Below are 14,840 nucleotides of genomic sequence, written 5' to 3'. Positions count from 1 at the left end.
TTTGCGCCAGTCTTGACCCCGCGCCTCCGCCTCGCGACCTTGCGTCATGCCTCCTGATTCGAGCGTCGCATGACCTGGCTTGCCGAGACCGTGATGCTGAGCCATGGCTGGCGGCGGTTCCTGATCCTGGTTGCGGCCGGGGCACTGGCTGCCGCTTCGGTGCCGCCGTTCTTCCTGCTCCCGGCCTTGTTCCTGGCGCTGCCGATCTGGGTCTGGGCCCTCGACGGGGCCGAGCACCGGCGCGGCTGGCGCGGACTTGTCGGGCCGGCGTTCCAGATCGGCTTTGCCTTCGGGCTCGGCTACTTCACCGTGGCGCTGCACTGGCTCGGCGCCGCCTTCCTGCAGGAGGGCGGTCTGTTCCTCGTGCTGATGCCGTTCGCCATCGTCGGGCTCGCCGCGATCCTCTCGATCTTCTGGGGCCTGGGCAGTGCGCTGGCGCACATGCTGTGGTCGGGCGGGGCCTTCCGCATCGTCACGCTGGCGAGCTTGCTCGCAATTGCCGAGTGGGGGCGAGGGCACCTGTTCTCGGGCTTTCCCTTCGACCTCATCGGCTATGCGCTGACCGCCAACGACGAGATGCTGCAGCTGGCCTCGGTCATCGGCACCTATGGCCTGACCTTTCTCGGCGCGCTGCTGGCGATGACTCCGGCGCTGGTCTGGCCGGCCGACCAGCGCAGCCTCGTGCGCCGGCTGGTGCCGATCTTTCTCGCCGTCGCCGCACTCGCGGCGCAGGTCGCCTACGGCAACTGGCGGCTGAACACCACGACGCTGAGCGCGCGCACCGACATGCAGGTGCGCATGGTGCAGCCGATGATCCTCGACCACGCCGACTGGACCACCGCCGATCCGGCCGACATCATCAACCGGCTGATCCAGTTGAGCGAGAGCAAGGTGTCGCCGGCCGATCCGGGCCTGCCGGGCATCACCCACCTGATCTGGCCGGAATCGGTGTTTCCGTTCTTTCTCACCAACTACCCAGACGGCATCGCCCTCATTGCCCGCATGCTGCCCGACACCACGCTGCTGCTGACCGGCGCGCCGCGCGAGCCGCTCGGCGATGATGGCCTGCCGATCCCCGACAACCCGGGCTACAACTCCATCCTCGCCCTCGATACCAATGGCGAGGTGGTCGCGAGCTACGACAAGTCGCATCTCGTGCCGTTCGGCGAATACCTGCCGTTCCAGGGCTTCTGGCGGCTGTTCGGCATCAACCAGTTCGTGCCCGGCACGAACGGCTGGGCCGCCGGCGACGGCCGACGCCTGATGAGCCCGCCCGGCTCGCCGGCCTTCCTCGCGCTCGTCTGCTACGAGGCGGTGTTCCCCGGCGATATCGGCGATCCGAAGGATGCGCAGTTCATCCTCAACGTCACCAACGATGCCTGGTTCATGGGCTCGATCGGTCCGGCCCAGCATGCCCATCATGCCCGCCTCAGGGCGGTCGAGACCGGCCTGCCGATGTTGCGGGCCGCCAATACCGGCGTCACGCTCAGCGTCGACCCGCTCGGCCGCATCGTCGCGCAGCTGGCCGAGGAGCAGGTCGGGGTGCTTGACGTGGTGCCGTCCGAACCACTGCCGGGCGGGACGATCTTCAACCGCGTCGGCGACCTGCCGTTCTGGTTCGCCGTCATCCTCGGCGTGCTCGGATCGCTGCTCGCCTCGCGCCGTCCGGCGCGCCTCGCATGATTTTTGCGTCGCCGCGCCCCATCAAGACATAAAGCTTCCTTTATATCCCTTGACCGCGCCTCGCCCGAGTGGCAAAAGTCCGCCCAAGGGTGCGATTTTCGCACTTTTGGAGCACTTTTCGGGGGGTTCGCCTTGGCTCGGTCTTCCTATCTCTTCACTTCGGAATCGGTTTCCGAGGGGCATCCGGACAAGGTCTGCGACCGGATCAGCGACGAGATCGTCGACCTGGTGTTCCGCGAAGCCAAGAAGGCTGGCATGGACCCGGCCCGGGTCCGCATTGCCTGCGAGACGCTGGCGACCACCAACCGCGTCGTCATCGCCGGCGAGGTGCGCGTGCCCGAGACGCTGCTCAAGAAGGGCAAGGACGGCAAGGTCCTGCTCGACAAGGCAGGTCACCCGGTGGTCAATCCCGCCAAGTTCAAGTCGACGGCCCGCAAGGCGATCAAGGCTATCGGCTACGAGCAGTCCGGCTTCCACTGGAAGACCTGCAAGATCGACGTGCTGCTGCACGGCCAGTCGGCCGATATCGCCCAGGGCGTCGATGAATCGGGCAACAAGGATGTCGGCGCCGGCGACCAGGGCATCATGTTCGGCTATGCCAGCCGCGAGACCCCGGAACTGCTGCCCGCCCCGATCTACTATGCGCACAAGATCCTCGAGGCGCTGACCGCGGCCCGCAAGGCTGGCGAAGGCGCCGCCGTCAAGCTCGGCCCCGACGCCAAGAGCCAGGTCACGGTGAAATACGAGAACGGCAAGCCGGTCGGGGTCACCCAGATCGTCGTCTCGACCCAGCACATCGACGAGTCGCTCACCTCCGAGGACGTGAAGAAGATCATCGAGCCCTACGTGCGCAAGGCACTGCCCGAGGGCTGGATCACGGCCGAGACCGTCTGGCACGTCAATCCGACCGGCAAGTTCGTCGTCGGCGGACCGGATGGCGACGCTGGCCTCACCGGCCGCAAGATCATCGTCGATACCTATGGTGGCGCGGCCCCGCATGGCGGCGGCGCCTTCTCGGGCAAGGACCCCACCAAGGTCGATCGCTCGGCCGCCTATGCGGCGCGCTATCTCGCCAAGAACGTTGTCGCCGCCGGCCTCGCCGACCGCGCCACGATCCAGCTGAGCTATGCCATCGGGGTGGCCAAGCCGCTGTCGATCTACGTCGACCTGCACGGTACCGGCAAGGTCGAGGAGAGCAAGCTCGAAGAGGTGCTCGGCCAGGTCTTCGACCTTTCGCCGCGCGGCATCCGCAACCAGCTCGACCTCAACAAGCCGATCTACGCAAAGACCTCGGCCTATGGCCATTTCGGCAGGAAGCCCGGCCGCGACGGCTCGTTCAGCTGGGAAAAGACCGACCTCGTCCCGGCGCTCAAGGCCGCGGTGAAGGCGGCCTGAGCTGCCCAAAATCCGGTGTCACCCCGGCGAAGGCCGGGGTCCATCTCCCGTTCTATCCACATCCGGCGAAGGCTGAGCCATCTCGAGATGGATTCCGGCCTTCGCCGGAATGACTTCGTGGTGTAGGTGAGCCCCATGACGGACAAACCCCATCATCCCCTGAACGTTTCCGGCGAGCCGCGCGCCTTTTTCGGCCGGCGCTCGGGCAAGCGCCTGCACAAGGGACAGGACCGGCTGTTCAGGGAACTGCTGCCGCAGCTGGCCATCGAGCTCGGCGACGGCATGCTCGACCCGGCGGCGCTGTTTCCACGCAGCAGCCGCCGCATCATCGAGATCGGCTATGGCGGCGGGGAGCACCTGGCCCGGCAGGCCCGGCAGCACCCGGAAACCGGCTTCATCGGTTGCGAGGTGTTTTCGGGCGGTATCGCCAAGCTGGTCGAAAAGATCGACGAGGAGGGGCTGGAGAACATCCGCCTGTTCACCGACGACGCGCTCAAGCTGCTGCAGAAGCTGCCCGATGCCGCGCTCGACGGCGCCTACCTGCTCTATCCCGATCCGTGGCCGAAGACGCGCCACCACAAGCGCCGCTTCATCTCGCCGCTGACCCTGGGCGAGTTGGCGCGCGTGCTGAAGCCGGGCGCCGTGTTCCGCTTCGCCACCGATATCGAGGACTACGCCAACTGGACGCTGGCGCACATCCTGCGCTCGCCCCACTTCCGCTTCGATCCGGAGCGGCCGCGCATCTGGCACGAGCCCTATCCGCACTGGGAGCCGACGCGCTACGAGGAAAAGGCCCGGCTCGAGGGGCGGCACGTCAGCTTCTACCTGAGCTTTACCCGGCTCTAGCGCGCCGAACGCGTTCCTTCGCCCAACAATTACCAGGAATTAATGGAACGTTTGGGCAACGCGCGGCCGAAATCCCGCCGAAGGCACTGGAAAATCGTGCAGCCGTAACGATATCGCCTCTTGGGTCACTCGTGCTGCCTGTCAGGGTGGTTATTGTTCCGAGGAGTTGGCGCCATGCGAGAGCAACGTCGCCTGCCCGTTAGCCATGACGCGATCGAGGGCATGCTGGCCAGCCGGCAGAGCAAGTGGACACTGGTCGTCGTGCTCCACCTCCGGCGTGATACGATGCGCTTTTCCCAACTCCAGCGCGACATCGGCGGCATTTCACAGAAGGCCCTGACGCAGACACTGCGCGCCCTCGAGCGGGACGGGTTCGTGTCGCGCACCAGCTATGCCACCATTCCGCCGCGCGTCGAATATGCGCTCACCGACCTCGGCCACGAGGCCCTGAAGGCATTCGAGGCGTTCGAGGCCTTCGCCGCGCGCCACTGGCAAAGCGTCCTGGAGGCACGGGCGGTATTCGACGCGCGTGACGCCGGACACGTGGACATCCTCAGCGTCAACATCGCGCGCTAGCGGATCGGCCGCAGCAAGCGGCCGATCCGGAGCGTACCCCGTCAGTGGCTGTGGTCGCCTTCATAGAGCAGCGAATCGGTGACCGTGGGGGCCTTGACGACGCCCGTGTCGAGCTTGGACAGCACACGCGTATTCGGCCCGGTGGAGGCCCTCACCGGGGCGAGGGTGTCATCGTAGAAGTACTGAAAGACGGTCGAGCCGTCGGCCAGCTTCACGTCGGCGCGGACGATGTTGTCGCCACTCTGGTACACATTGGTCGCGTTGATGCCGCGCTGCTGCAACTGCGTGACGAGATAGTCGCTGTCGAAGCTCGATTCGTCAGCCGCGAACGCCGGAACGGACAGGCCGCCGGCAATGAGGAGAGCCGCAAGGGCGAGAGCAGGAGTCTTCATTGTCATGTCCCTTTCGTTTTCTGGACAACCGGGAAATCGGACTCGTGGTCGCGATCCGCAAGGGAGACATTTCGCACTTGGGCCACTTGAAATTGACAAGTTGATGCAGAGGCTTACAGCCTGGATCGCCACTATCGCGGGAGAAACCCACAGGCCTTCAGGACGGTAGGTTGCCAAAAGGAAACCAAAGGCCGAAGCTGGCCTTCGAGGCGATTTTTGTCGGCCGACGGCTACCGTTTCGAGCCCGGCCAGGCGACCGACCTGTCGATCGACCGCGACGGCTACCGGACCAGGAAGAACCCGTTCACCTTCACCGGGCTGGCGGAGTGGGCCGAACTCGAGTTCACCATCAAGTCGTATTTCGACCATGACGGGGTGACCAGGGCGCTGTGGGAGCTCTCGCCCGGCGATCACCTGATCCTGCGTGATCCGTGGGGCACCATCACCTACAAGGGGTCGGGCACCTTCATCGCGGGTGGGGCGGGGGTCACGCCCTTCATCGCCATCCTGCGCCGGCTGCGGGCGGACGGCAGGCTCGCCGGCCACCGGCTGATCGTCTCGAACCGCACGGCCGGCGACATCATCCTGCGCGACGAGTTCGAGGCCATGGCCGGCGAGGGGCTCGAGGTGACCTGGACGCTGACCGACGATGCATCGGCCGCGGGCGTGTTGCACGAGCGCATCGATGCAGCCTTCCTCGGGCAGCACGTGCGCGACATGGCGCAGAATTTCTATCTGTGCGGCCCCGACCCCATGGTCAAGGACCTGCGCGCCGCGCTCGAGGGGCTTGGGGCCAGCGCCGATGCGGTGACCTGGGAGAAGTAACGGATCCTAGCCGACCGCCGGCGGGCGCATGGCGACGACGCCCTCGGTGCGGGCCCGCACCTGTGGCGCGGCGAGGCAGCTCGCCAGCGCCTCGCGGCCCGGTGCGCCGGGCCACGGTTTCACGATCATCGGCGGCGCGTGATTGGCCGGGCAGTACAGGATTGTCTCGGTGGCTCCGACCAGTTCCAGATCGAGAATGGCGGTCGACCGCGTCATCAGCACCAGCGGCGGCGCGTCGGGAGTACGCCGGCGGAGATAGGCAACCAGCGCCTCCTGGTCCGGCTGGTCCAGCCCCTGCTCGACCAGATCGACGACCATGACGGAAGGGCGCTCGTCCTCGAGGCAGGCGAGGAGAGCAAGGAGTGCGTCGCAGTGCGCGGCTCCTTCCCCCGTGAGCCAGTCGAGTGCGGCTTCGACGCGGGCGCTGAGCCCGGCATCGGCGTTTAGGCGTTGCCGGACGGCGCTCATGTCGGAGGCGCGGTCGAGCCCCACGAACAGTGCGCCGGGCACGGCCGCGGCGATGCGCTGCGCCAGCCGCGTCTTGCCGCTGCCCAGCGGTCCGCTGAGGAAGCTCAGGGGGCCGAGCGCCTCGAGGCTGAAGCGTTCGCCGCCCCAGGGCCATGGCAGGTCGAAGGCGATGGCGGGCATGCGCGGTGCCAGCAGGTCGGCGACGGGAGTGCTGCCCTGCTGCAGCTGCAGCCGCTTCGCCGCGACGCGCGCGAGCCGCTCGCCGACGAGCCGCAGCTCGCGCTCCAGCGTCTGCTGGTGACTGTCGAGCGCCGCGGCGAGGGCCGCCGGCCGGCCGTCCAGAACGTCGCCGACTTGCGCGAGGCTGAGGCCCAGGGCGCGCAGGGCGACGATCTCGCGGGCGCGGGCCATCTGTATGGCGCCATAGGTTCGCCAGCCGGCGACGGTGCGTACCGGCGCGATCAGGCCGCGCGCCTCGTAGAGGCGCAGGGCCTTGACGGAGATGCCGAGGCGGGCCGCGGCCTCGGAGGCGGTCAGGAACGGGTCGGAAGAGCGCACGAATCACCTCTGGAACAGGGACCGCCCCTCTATCGGGGCGGCCCCGGGGGCCAGGTCAATGGTGATCGTGGGCCGGCCGGCCTCAGTAGCGCTGCGGCGCGGCCGGCTTGTTGCCGACGATCTTCTCGATCTCGGCCAGCACTTCGGGCGTGAGCTTGTCCTTGTGCTTGAGCGCCTCGAGGTTGTCCTTGAGCTGGCTGAGCTTGCTGGCGCCCAGGATCACCGTCGAGACGTGCGGGTTGGCGTTGCACCACAGCAGCGCCAGGTGGTGGATCGGCAGCCCGACCTCGTCGGCGAGCTTGGCGAGCTTTTTCACCTTGGCGAGCTCGTCGCGGCCCTTGTCGCTGTCGAGCCGGGCCTTCAGCCACTCGTAGCCCGGCAGGTTCATGCGGCTGTCGGCCGGGATGCCGTCATTGTACTTGCCGGTGAGGATGCCCGAGGCGAGCGGCGACCAGATCGTCGTGCCGAGCCCGAACAGGCTGTAGAGCGGCAGGAACTCGGCTTCGACCTTCTCGCGCCGGAACAGGTTGTATTCCGGCTGCTCCATGGTCGGCGGCGTCAGGTGCTCCTGGCGGGCGATCGCATAGGCCTCGGTCAGCTGCTGCGCCGTCCATTCCGACGTGCCCCAGTACAGCACCTTGCCCTGCTGGATCAGGTTGTGCATCGCCCGCACCGTCTCCTCGATCGGGGTGTCGATGTCGGGGCGATGGCAGAAGTAGAGGTCGAGGTAGTCGACTTTCAGGCGTTTGAGCGCCGCGTGGGCGGCATCGGTCACGTGCTTGGCGGACAGGCCCTTCTGCGTCGGCTTCTCGCCGCCCCAGAAGACCTTGGAGGAGACCGCATAGCTGTCGCGGCTCCATTTCAGCGCCTTCAGCGCCTCGCCCATCACGACCTCGGCATTGCCGCGCTCGTAGCCCTCGGCATTGTCGAAGAAGTTGACGCCGTTGTCGTAGGCGTAGCCCATGAGCGAAGTGGCGGCGTCCTCGCCGACCTGCTTGCCGAAGGTCACCCAGGCGCCAAACGAGAACTCGCTGACCTTGAGGCCAGCCTTGCCGAGGCGGCGGTATTCCATGATGTCGATGTCCGTGATTTCGGGAGACGGGAAGGGAGGCGCCAGTCTATCGGCAGATGCCGATAGAGGCAACCGCGCCGCCCCGCACTTGCGCCCGGTTGCGTCTGCGCGCGCCAGCCGCCAGACTGCCGGCAAAGGGGAGCAGGACGATGCGGTTCATCATCTTCGGACTCGGCGCAGTCGGCGGCACCTTCGCGGCGGCCCTCGCGAGGTCCGGGCACGAGGTCGTGGGGATCGCCCGCGGCGCAATGCTCGAGGCAGTGAAGGCCAATGGCCTGCTGTTCCGCACACCTCAGGGTAGCGAGCGCATGCGCTTTGCCGTCGTCGCCACACCCGCCGAGATCGCCTTTGCGGATGGCGATATCGTCATGCTGACGATGAAGTCGCAGGATACCGCCGATGCGCTGGTCGCCCTGCGCGATGCCGGCTTCGGCGACCGCCCGGTTATCTGCGCCCAGAACGGGGTGAACAACGAGCGGCTGGCGCTGCGCTATTTCGCCAAGGTCTACGGCGCAACGGTAATGACCCCGGCCGACTACACCATCCCAGGCGAGGTGTCCTGCTTCGGCACGCCCCGGCACGGCATTCTCGATATCGGACGCTATCCGTCCGGCGCTGACGACATCACCACCGCTATCGCCGCGGCACTGACGAACGCCAACCTGGCGGTCACACCGGCGGAACACGTCATGCGGTCGAAATACGGAAAGCTGTTCGAGAATCTCGCCAACGTCGTCGAAGCGGCACTTGGGAACCGCAATGCCCGGCTGGAGTCCCTCGGCAAGGCGGCCGATGCCGCCGGCGAACGCAACCTCCTCGCCGAGATCATGGCCGCGGTCCGGTCCGAAGCCGACACAGTCTATCGCGCTGCCGGAATCGACCGGCTCGATATCGGTTGGGCCAGCGAACGCCGGAAAGGCGTGATGGAACTGGGTCAAGTCGATGGCTATGTGCGGGTCGGTGGCTCGTCGGCGCAAAGCCTCAAGCGCGGCACGGGCAGCATCGAGACCGACTATCTGAACGGCGAAATCGTCCTGCTCGGCCGGCTGCACGGGGTGCCGACGCCGGTGAACGCGGCACTGTGCACGGTCGGGCGCGAGCTCGCTGGCCAGGGCGCCGCCCCGGGCTCGATGAGCGTCGAAGAACTGGCCCGCCGGCTCGGCCTCTGAGAGCACCTTGCGCCAACCCCTCATCGGCGCTATATGAGCGCCAACAACATCTCTGGCTTTAAAGCGGGAGTGGGTGCCTGACCGGCCCCCGCTCTTTTTGTTTTCCAGGGCGACGTGCGCGCCGTTACGCGCGCAGCCGCCAGACAAGACGACCCAATGACCTTCGACCTCACTGAGAAACGCTACGTCAAGGAAACCGGACTCGAAGCGCGCATTGCCCGCATCATCGAGCCGGTGGCCAATGATCTCGGCTACAGCCTCGTGCGTGTGAAGATCACGCAGGAGAACGGGATGACCCTGCAGATCATGGCCGAGGACAAGGACGGGCGCTTCACCATCACCGACTGCGAGCGGCTGAGCAAGGACGTCTCGCCCGTGCTCGACGTCGAGGATCCGATCGATCGCGAGTACCACCTCGAGGTGTCGTCGCCCGGCATCGACCGTCCGCTGGTCCGCGCCCGCGACTTCGCGGCCTATATCGGCCACGAGGCCAAGATCGAGCTGTCCGACCTGCTCGACGGGAGGAAGCGCTTCCGTGGGCTGATCAAGGCCGTCGACGCCGACACCGTGACCATCACCCTGCCCGACGCCCCCCGCGACACCGACCCCGACCACAAGCTGCCGCTGGCGCTGCTCGCCGACGCCAAGCTGGTGATGACCGACGCGCTGATGAACATGGCGCAGGTCGACCAGGAAGAATTCCCCATCGACGACGATGAAGACATCGAGACCGTCGAACTCCCATCCGACGAAGAATCTGCCGACTCTGAACAGGAGACCAACTAAATGGCCGTTAGCGCGAACCGCCTGGAGCTGCTCCAGATCGCTGATGCCGTTGCCCGCGAGAAGTCGATCGATCGCATGATCGTCATCGAGTCGATGCAGGACGCCATCGAGAAGGCGGCCAAGACCCGCTACGGCGCCGAGACCAATGTCCGCGCCGAGATCAATCCCAAGACCGGCGAACTGCGCCTGTGGCGCCTGCTCGAGGTCGTCGACGCGGTCGAGGAGCCCTCGCGCCAGATCGAGCTCAAGTATGCCAAGGCCAAGGCCGCCGACGCCAAGCTCGGCGACTTCCTGACCGAGCCGCTGCCGCCGATCGAGTTCGGCCGCATCGCTGCCCAGTCGGCCAAGCAGGTGATCGTGCAGAAGGTGCGCGATGCCGAGCGCGACCGCATGTACGAGGAATACATCAACCGCGTCGGCGAGATCGTCAACGGCACCGTCAAGCGCGTCGAATACGGCAACGTCATCGTCGACCTGGGCCGCGGCGAAGCCATCATCCGCCGCGACGAGCTGATCCCGCGCGAGCTCTACCGCTACGGCGACCGCGTCCGCGCCTATATCTACGACGTGCGCCGCGAGCAGCGCGGGCCGCAGATCTTCCTGAGCCGTACCCACCCGCAGTTCATGGCCAAGCTCTTCCAGCAGGAAGTGCCGGAAATCTACGACGGCATCATCACCATCCGCTCCATTGCCCGTGACCCCGGCAGCCGCGCCAAGATCGCCGTCACCTCGTCGGATTCTTCGATCGACCCGGTCGGCGCCTGCGTCGGCATGCGCGGCAGCCGCGTGCAGGCTGTCGTCGCCGAGCTGCAGGGCGAAAAGATCGACATCATTCCCTGGACCGAGAGCATCGCCGATCTCGTCGTCTCGGCGCTGCAGCCGGCCGATGTCGCCAAGGTCGTGCTCGACGAGCAGGCCGAGCGCATCGAAGTGGTGGTGCCCGACGAGCAGCTCTCGCTCGCCATCGGCCGCCGCGGCCAGAACGTGCGCCTGGCTTCGCAGCTGATCGGATGGGACATCGACATCCTCACCGAGGCCGAAGAGTCCGAGCGCCGCCAGAAGGAATTCACCGAGCGCTCTGCTTTGTTCATGCAGGCCCTTGATGTTGACGAGATGGTTGCCCAACTATTGGCTTCCGAAGGCTTCTCGTCGGTCGAGGAACTCGCCTACATCGATGCGTCCGAAATCGCCTCGATCCAGGGCTTCGACGAAGAGACTGCCGGAGAAATCCAGCAGCGCGCCGCTGACTACCTGGCGGCGATCGAGAAGGCCAACGACGACGAGCGCATCAAGCTCGGCGTTTCGGACGACCTCTACGAGATCCCGGGTCTCAATGCGGCCATGCTGGTCGCGCTGGGCCATGACGGGGTCAAGAATGTCGAGGACTTTGCCGGCTGCGCCGCCGACGACCTGGTCGGCTGGACCGAACGCAAGGACGGCGAGACCAAGCGCTTCGACGGCACCTTCAAGGACTTCCCCGTTTCGCGCGAGGAAGCCGAGGAGATGATCCTGCAGGCCCGCCTGAAGGCCGGCTGGATCACCGAAGCCGATCTGGCGACCGCCGAAGAGGCGATCGAGGAAGGGGCGCCCGCGTAATCGGGCGTTTGGTGGCTTTGCCGCGTAGCGAGGAAACCGAGCGGATGTGCGCGCTCACCCGCGAGGTGAAGCCCGCCGCCGACCTGATCCGGTTCGTCGTCTCACCCGACGGCGAACTGGTGCCTGACACGGACGCCAGGGCCGAGGGCCGGGGTGTCTGGATCAGCCTCGGGGCGAAAGCCGTCGCCGAGGCGCAAAAGAAGAAGGCCTTCGCCAGAAGCCTCAAGGCCGAGGTGAAGGTGCCGGACGATCTGGCCGGGCTGACGCGCCGGCGGCTCGAGGAGCGCTATCTGAGCGCCCTCAGCCTCGCGCGGAAGGCCGGGCAGCTGGTCACCGGGGCCAGCAAGGTGAAGTCGGCGATCGAGACCGGCGAAGTCCTGGCGCTGCTGACCGCGACGGACGCGGCCGAGGACGGCAGGAACAAGCTCCTGGGTTCGCTCAAGGGCTATACCATGGCGGCGGCGGAAGCGGGGCTCAACCCCTCGGAAACCCCGCATTTCGAATTGCTCGATTCCGGCCAAATGGGTTTGGCACTCGGGATCGAAAATGTGATACATGCTGCGCTCACCAGAGGGGGTGCGGCCCAGGCGGCGGTGCAACGAGCTGAAAGACTGGCTCGTTACAACGCCAACTAGATGGGTTATTCGAGCGGCGCGGCAGCGCCCAGCCGCCCCCTGAGCCCGACCATCGGACGTGTTCGGAAAGCGCGGCGACGCACTGTCTTGGGGCACGTTTCGTGAAGGAAGACGCGAGATACATGGCTGATAACGACGACAAGCAAGATTCGGGTGCCGGCAAGAAGACGCTGTCCTTGAAGGGGGCTCCCAACCTGGGGAACCGCCCGAACATGACGCGCTCGTCGCGGACCGTGGTCGTCGAGAAGCGCACCCGCTTCGTTCCTCCGGGCACTCCCGGCGCGCCGCACGTGCCGCATGGCTCGACCGGCGCTCCGCAGCGCCAAGGCCAGACCGGCGCGGGAGCCCCGGCGGGCGCACGCCCCGCTTCGGGCGGCGCGGCCCAGGGTGGCCGTCCCTCCTATGACAACCGCCCCGGCCAGCGTCCGCCGCTGCGTTCGGGCGGCGCACCGCGTCCCGGCGGCGGCCTGAGCGCCACCGAGGCCGACGCCCGGGCCCGCGCCCTGCGCGAAGCCGCCGGTCGCCAGGCCGAGGACGATGCCCGCGCCCGCGCCGAGGAAGCCCGCCGCGCCGAGGAAGATGCCCGCCGTCGCGCCCTGCGCGAAGAGGCGCAGCGCGCCGAGGAAGCCAAGGCGCGCGCCGCCGAGGCCGAGAAGGCCCTCGAGGAAGTCGCCGAGGTGTCGACCGTCTCGCGCGAACCGCGCGTGTCGCCGGCTCGTCGCGCCGCCGAGACCGCGCCGCAGCGTCGGCCCGCTTCGACCCCGGGCGCCAATATCCCGCCGGCGCCGCCGTCCGAGGCCGATGGCCGCAAGACCCGCACCGCGCCGGCCGCGCGTCCGCTGGTCAGCGCCAATGAGCTGGAGAATGCCCGTCGTGGCGGCGCTGCCCGTGTTCCGGCGACGCCCGAGCGGCCGACCCGTCGCGCCGGCGAGGAAGCCTTTGCCCGCAGCCGCCTGACGGTGACCAATGCCGGTACCGAGTCCGATCGCGATCGCGGTCCGTCGCTCGCCGCCATGCGCCGTCGTCGCGACAAGAAGATGGGCCGCAACCAGCAGGCGGCGCCCAAGCTCAGCCGCGAGGTGACCATTCCCGAGGCGATCACCGTCCAGGAACTCGCCAACCGCATGGCCGAGCGCGCCGTCGACGTGATCAAGATCCTGATGGCCCAGGGCCAGATGGTGAAGATCACCGACATCCTCGACGCCGATACCGCCGAGCTGATCGCCACCGAGCTCGGCCACACGGTCAAGCGTGTGTCGGATGCCGACGTGGAAGAAGGCCTGTACGACATCCCGGCTGACGACAAGGCCGAGGACCTGACCAACCGCGCGCCGGTCGTGACCATCATGGGCCACGTCGACCACGGCAAGACCTCGCTGCTCGACGCCATCCGCCAGACCAATGTGGTCTCCGGCGAAGCCGGTGGCATCACCCAGCACATCGGCGCCTACCAGGTCGAAGTGAACGGCCAGAAGATCACCTTCCTCGATACCCCGGGCCACGAGGCGTTCACCGCCATGCGTGCCCGTGGCGCCCAGGCCACCGATATCGCGGTGCTGGTGGTGGCGGCCGATGACGGCGTGATGCCGCAGACGATCGAATCCATCAAGCACGCCAAGGCGGCCGGGGTTCCGATCATCGTGGCCATCAACAAGATGGACAAGCCGTCGGCCAATCCGCAGCGCGTCCGTACCGAGCTGCTGCAGCACGAAGTGTTCGTCGAATCGATGGGCGGCGACGTGCTCGACGTCGAAGTTTCGGCCGTCACCAAGGCCGGCCTCGACAAGCTGCTCGAAACCATCCTGCTGCAGGCCGAAGTGCTCGAGCTCAAGGTGGCCCGCGATGGGCGCGCCGAGGGCCTGGTCATCGAAGCCAAGCTCGATCGCGGCCGCGGTGCGGTGGCGACCGTGCTGGTGCAGCGCGGCACGCTCGCCATCGGCGACATCGTCGTTGCCGGTACCGAGTTCGCCCGCGTTCGCGCGCTGATTTCGGACAAGGGTGAGCAGGTCAAGGAAGCCGGACCGTCCGTGCCGGTCGAAGTTCTGGGCTTTACCGGCGTGCCGAGTGCGGGCGACCGCTTCTCGGTGGTCGAGACCGAAGCGCGTGCCCGCGAAGTCACCGAGTATCGCCAGCGCGCCATTCGCGAGAAGACGGCAGGCGGCGGCGCCACCAGCCTCGAGCAGATGATGAATCAGCTCAAGGCCTCGGGCATCGCCAAGTTCCCGCTGATCATCAAGGGCGACGTGCAGGGCTCGGTCGAGGCGATCAACGCCTCGCTCAACAAGCTCTCGACCGAGGAAGTGTCGGCCCAGATCCTGATGAGCGGCGTGGGCGGCATCACCGAATCCGACGTGACCCTGGCCACGGCCAGCAACGCCATCATCATCGGCTTCAACGTCCGCGCCAACAAGCAGGCCAACGACCTCGCGACCCGCGACGGCATCGAGATCCGCTACTACAACATCATCTACGACCTCGTGGATGACGTGAAGGCGGCGATGTCGGGCCTGCTGAAGCCGGAACGTCGCGAGACCTTCATCGGCTACGCCGAGATCCTCGAGGTGTTCAACATCACCAAGGTCGGCAAGGTCGCCGGCTGCCGTGTCACCGAAGGGATCGTCGAACGCGGCGCCGGCGTGCGCCTGCTGCGCGACAACGTCGTGGTCCACGAAGGCAAGCTCAAGACGCTCAAGCGCTTCAAGGATGAGGTCAAGGAAGTCCCGGTCGGCCAGGAATGTGGCATGGCCTTCGAGAACTACGAAGACATCCGCGCCGGCGACGTCATCGAATGCTTCCGCGTGGAGCAGGTGACGCGCACGCTGTAAGCGGTTCTCCATCG

Annotated in this window: 13 protein-coding genes; 10 read left to right on the top strand and 3 right to left on the bottom strand. The window is 67.0% G+C overall.

The annotated features are described in order from the left end of the window. Nucleotides 1-69 precede the first annotated feature (69 nt). The 4 genes from lnt to J0I99_RS08555 all read left to right on the top strand — a co-directional run bounded on the left by lnt (nucleotide 70) and on the right by J0I99_RS08555 (nucleotide 4,500). Nucleotides 70-1,683 carry an apolipoprotein N-acyltransferase gene (gene lnt, locus J0I99_RS08570; RefSeq protein WP_291397092.1) on the top strand — a complete coding sequence of 538 codons (1,614 nt, stop codon included), beginning with the start codon at nucleotides 70-72 and terminating at the stop codon, nucleotides 1,681-1,683. A gap of 132 nt (nucleotides 1,684-1,815) precedes the next feature. After that, nucleotides 1,816-3,078: a methionine adenosyltransferase gene (metK, locus tag J0I99_RS08565; RefSeq protein WP_291397091.1), complete on the top strand. Its 1,263-nt coding sequence runs from the start codon at nucleotides 1,816-1,818 to the stop codon at nucleotides 3,076-3,078. 135 nt (nucleotides 3,079-3,213) lie between these two features. After that, nucleotides 3,214-3,924: a tRNA (guanosine(46)-N7)-methyltransferase TrmB gene (gene trmB / locus J0I99_RS08560; protein WP_291397090.1), complete on the top strand. Its 711-nt coding sequence runs from the start codon at nucleotides 3,214-3,216 to the stop codon at nucleotides 3,922-3,924. Nucleotides 3,925-4,098: 174 nt separating this feature from the next. Beyond that, the gene (locus J0I99_RS08555; RefSeq protein ID WP_291397089.1) at nucleotides 4,099-4,500 is read left to right on the top strand and encodes a helix-turn-helix domain-containing protein; all 402 of its coding nucleotides are present in this window, start codon (nucleotides 4,099-4,101) and stop codon (nucleotides 4,498-4,500) included. A 41-nt stretch (nucleotides 4,501-4,541) separates the two neighbouring features. Here J0I99_RS08555 and J0I99_RS08550 read toward each other — a convergent pair whose 3' ends face one another. Further along, nucleotides 4,542-4,892, bottom strand: coding sequence for a hypothetical protein (locus J0I99_RS08550; protein WP_291397088.1), 351 nt, complete (start codon nucleotides 4,890-4,892; stop codon nucleotides 4,542-4,544). Between the two features lie 216 nt (nucleotides 4,893-5,108). Between J0I99_RS08550 and J0I99_RS08545 the strand changes: the two genes are divergently transcribed. Next, nucleotides 5,109-5,717: a flavodoxin reductase gene (locus J0I99_RS08545; protein WP_291397087.1), complete on the top strand. Its 609-nt coding sequence runs from the start codon at nucleotides 5,109-5,111 to the stop codon at nucleotides 5,715-5,717. Nucleotides 5,718-5,723: 6 nt separating this feature from the next. Here the strand turns inward: J0I99_RS08545 and J0I99_RS08540 are convergent, their stop codons facing one another. Together J0I99_RS08540 and J0I99_RS08535 are read right to left on the bottom strand one after the other, a co-directional pair. Beyond that, entirely contained in the window at nucleotides 5,724-6,743 is a 1,020-nt protein-coding gene (locus J0I99_RS08540) for a MerR family transcriptional regulator (protein WP_291397086.1), read from the bottom strand. Nucleotides 6,744-6,825: 82 nt separating this feature from the next. After that, entirely contained in the window at nucleotides 6,826-7,815 is a 990-nt protein-coding gene (locus J0I99_RS08535) for an aldo/keto reductase (protein WP_291397085.1), read from the bottom strand. A 149-nt stretch (nucleotides 7,816-7,964) separates the two neighbouring features. On the opposite strand from J0I99_RS08535, the gene J0I99_RS08530 reads away from it, so the two are divergent. From J0I99_RS08530 to infB, 5 genes are all read left to right on the top strand, one after another. Then, nucleotides 7,965-8,984 (top strand): ketopantoate reductase family protein, encoded by a 1,020-nt coding sequence (locus tag J0I99_RS08530; protein WP_291397084.1) that lies wholly within the window; start codon nucleotides 7,965-7,967, stop codon nucleotides 8,982-8,984. Between the two features lie 156 nt (nucleotides 8,985-9,140). Continuing rightward, nucleotides 9,141-9,770 carry a ribosome maturation factor RimP gene (gene rimP, locus J0I99_RS08525; protein WP_291397083.1) on the top strand — a complete coding sequence of 210 codons (630 nt, stop codon included), beginning with the start codon at nucleotides 9,141-9,143 and terminating at the stop codon, nucleotides 9,768-9,770. Continuing rightward, nucleotides 9,771-11,366 (top strand): transcription termination factor NusA, encoded by a 1,596-nt coding sequence (nusA, locus tag J0I99_RS08520; RefSeq protein WP_291394301.1) that lies wholly within the window; start codon nucleotides 9,771-9,773, stop codon nucleotides 11,364-11,366. An 11-nt stretch (nucleotides 11,367-11,377) separates the two neighbouring features. After that, complete coding sequence (locus tag J0I99_RS08515) at nucleotides 11,378-12,001, top strand: RNA-binding protein (RefSeq protein WP_291394302.1); 624 nt, start codon at nucleotides 11,378-11,380, stop codon at nucleotides 11,999-12,001. Nucleotides 12,002-12,123: 122 nt separating this feature from the next. Then, nucleotides 12,124-14,826 carry a translation initiation factor IF-2 gene (infB, locus tag J0I99_RS08510; RefSeq protein ID WP_291397082.1) on the top strand — a complete coding sequence of 901 codons (2,703 nt, stop codon included), beginning with the start codon at nucleotides 12,124-12,126 and terminating at the stop codon, nucleotides 14,824-14,826. Nucleotides 14,827-14,840: the final 14 nt, after the last annotated feature.

The organism is Devosia sp., from assembly GCF_017307495.1.
Classification (GTDB): domain Bacteria; phylum Pseudomonadota; class Alphaproteobacteria; order Rhizobiales; family Devosiaceae; genus Devosia_A.
This window is presented reverse-complemented; position numbering and strand designations above follow the sequence as displayed.

Coding starts and splice junctions, on each gene's coding strand:
- rimP (WP_291397083.1), top strand. CDS start 9,141: ATGACCTTCGACCTCACTGAGAAACGCTACGTCAAGGAAACCGGACTC.
- J0I99_RS08550 (WP_291397088.1), bottom strand. CDS start 4,892: ATGAAGACTCCTGCTCTCGCCCTTGCGGCTCTCCTCATTGCCGGCGGC.
- J0I99_RS08535 (WP_291397085.1), bottom strand. CDS start 7,815: ATGGAATACCGCCGCCTCGGCAAGGCTGGCCTCAAGGTCAGCGAGTTC.
- J0I99_RS08555 (WP_291397089.1), top strand. CDS start 4,099: ATGCGAGAGCAACGTCGCCTGCCCGTTAGCCATGACGCGATCGAGGGC.
- lnt (WP_291397092.1), top strand. CDS start 70: ATGACCTGGCTTGCCGAGACCGTGATGCTGAGCCATGGCTGGCGGCGG.
- nusA (WP_291394301.1), top strand. CDS start 9,771: ATGGCCGTTAGCGCGAACCGCCTGGAGCTGCTCCAGATCGCTGATGCC.
- trmB (WP_291397090.1), top strand. CDS start 3,214: ATGACGGACAAACCCCATCATCCCCTGAACGTTTCCGGCGAGCCGCGC.
- infB (WP_291397082.1), top strand. CDS start 12,124: ATGGCTGATAACGACGACAAGCAAGATTCGGGTGCCGGCAAGAAGACG.
- J0I99_RS08530 (WP_291397084.1), top strand. CDS start 7,965: ATGCGGTTCATCATCTTCGGACTCGGCGCAGTCGGCGGCACCTTCGCG.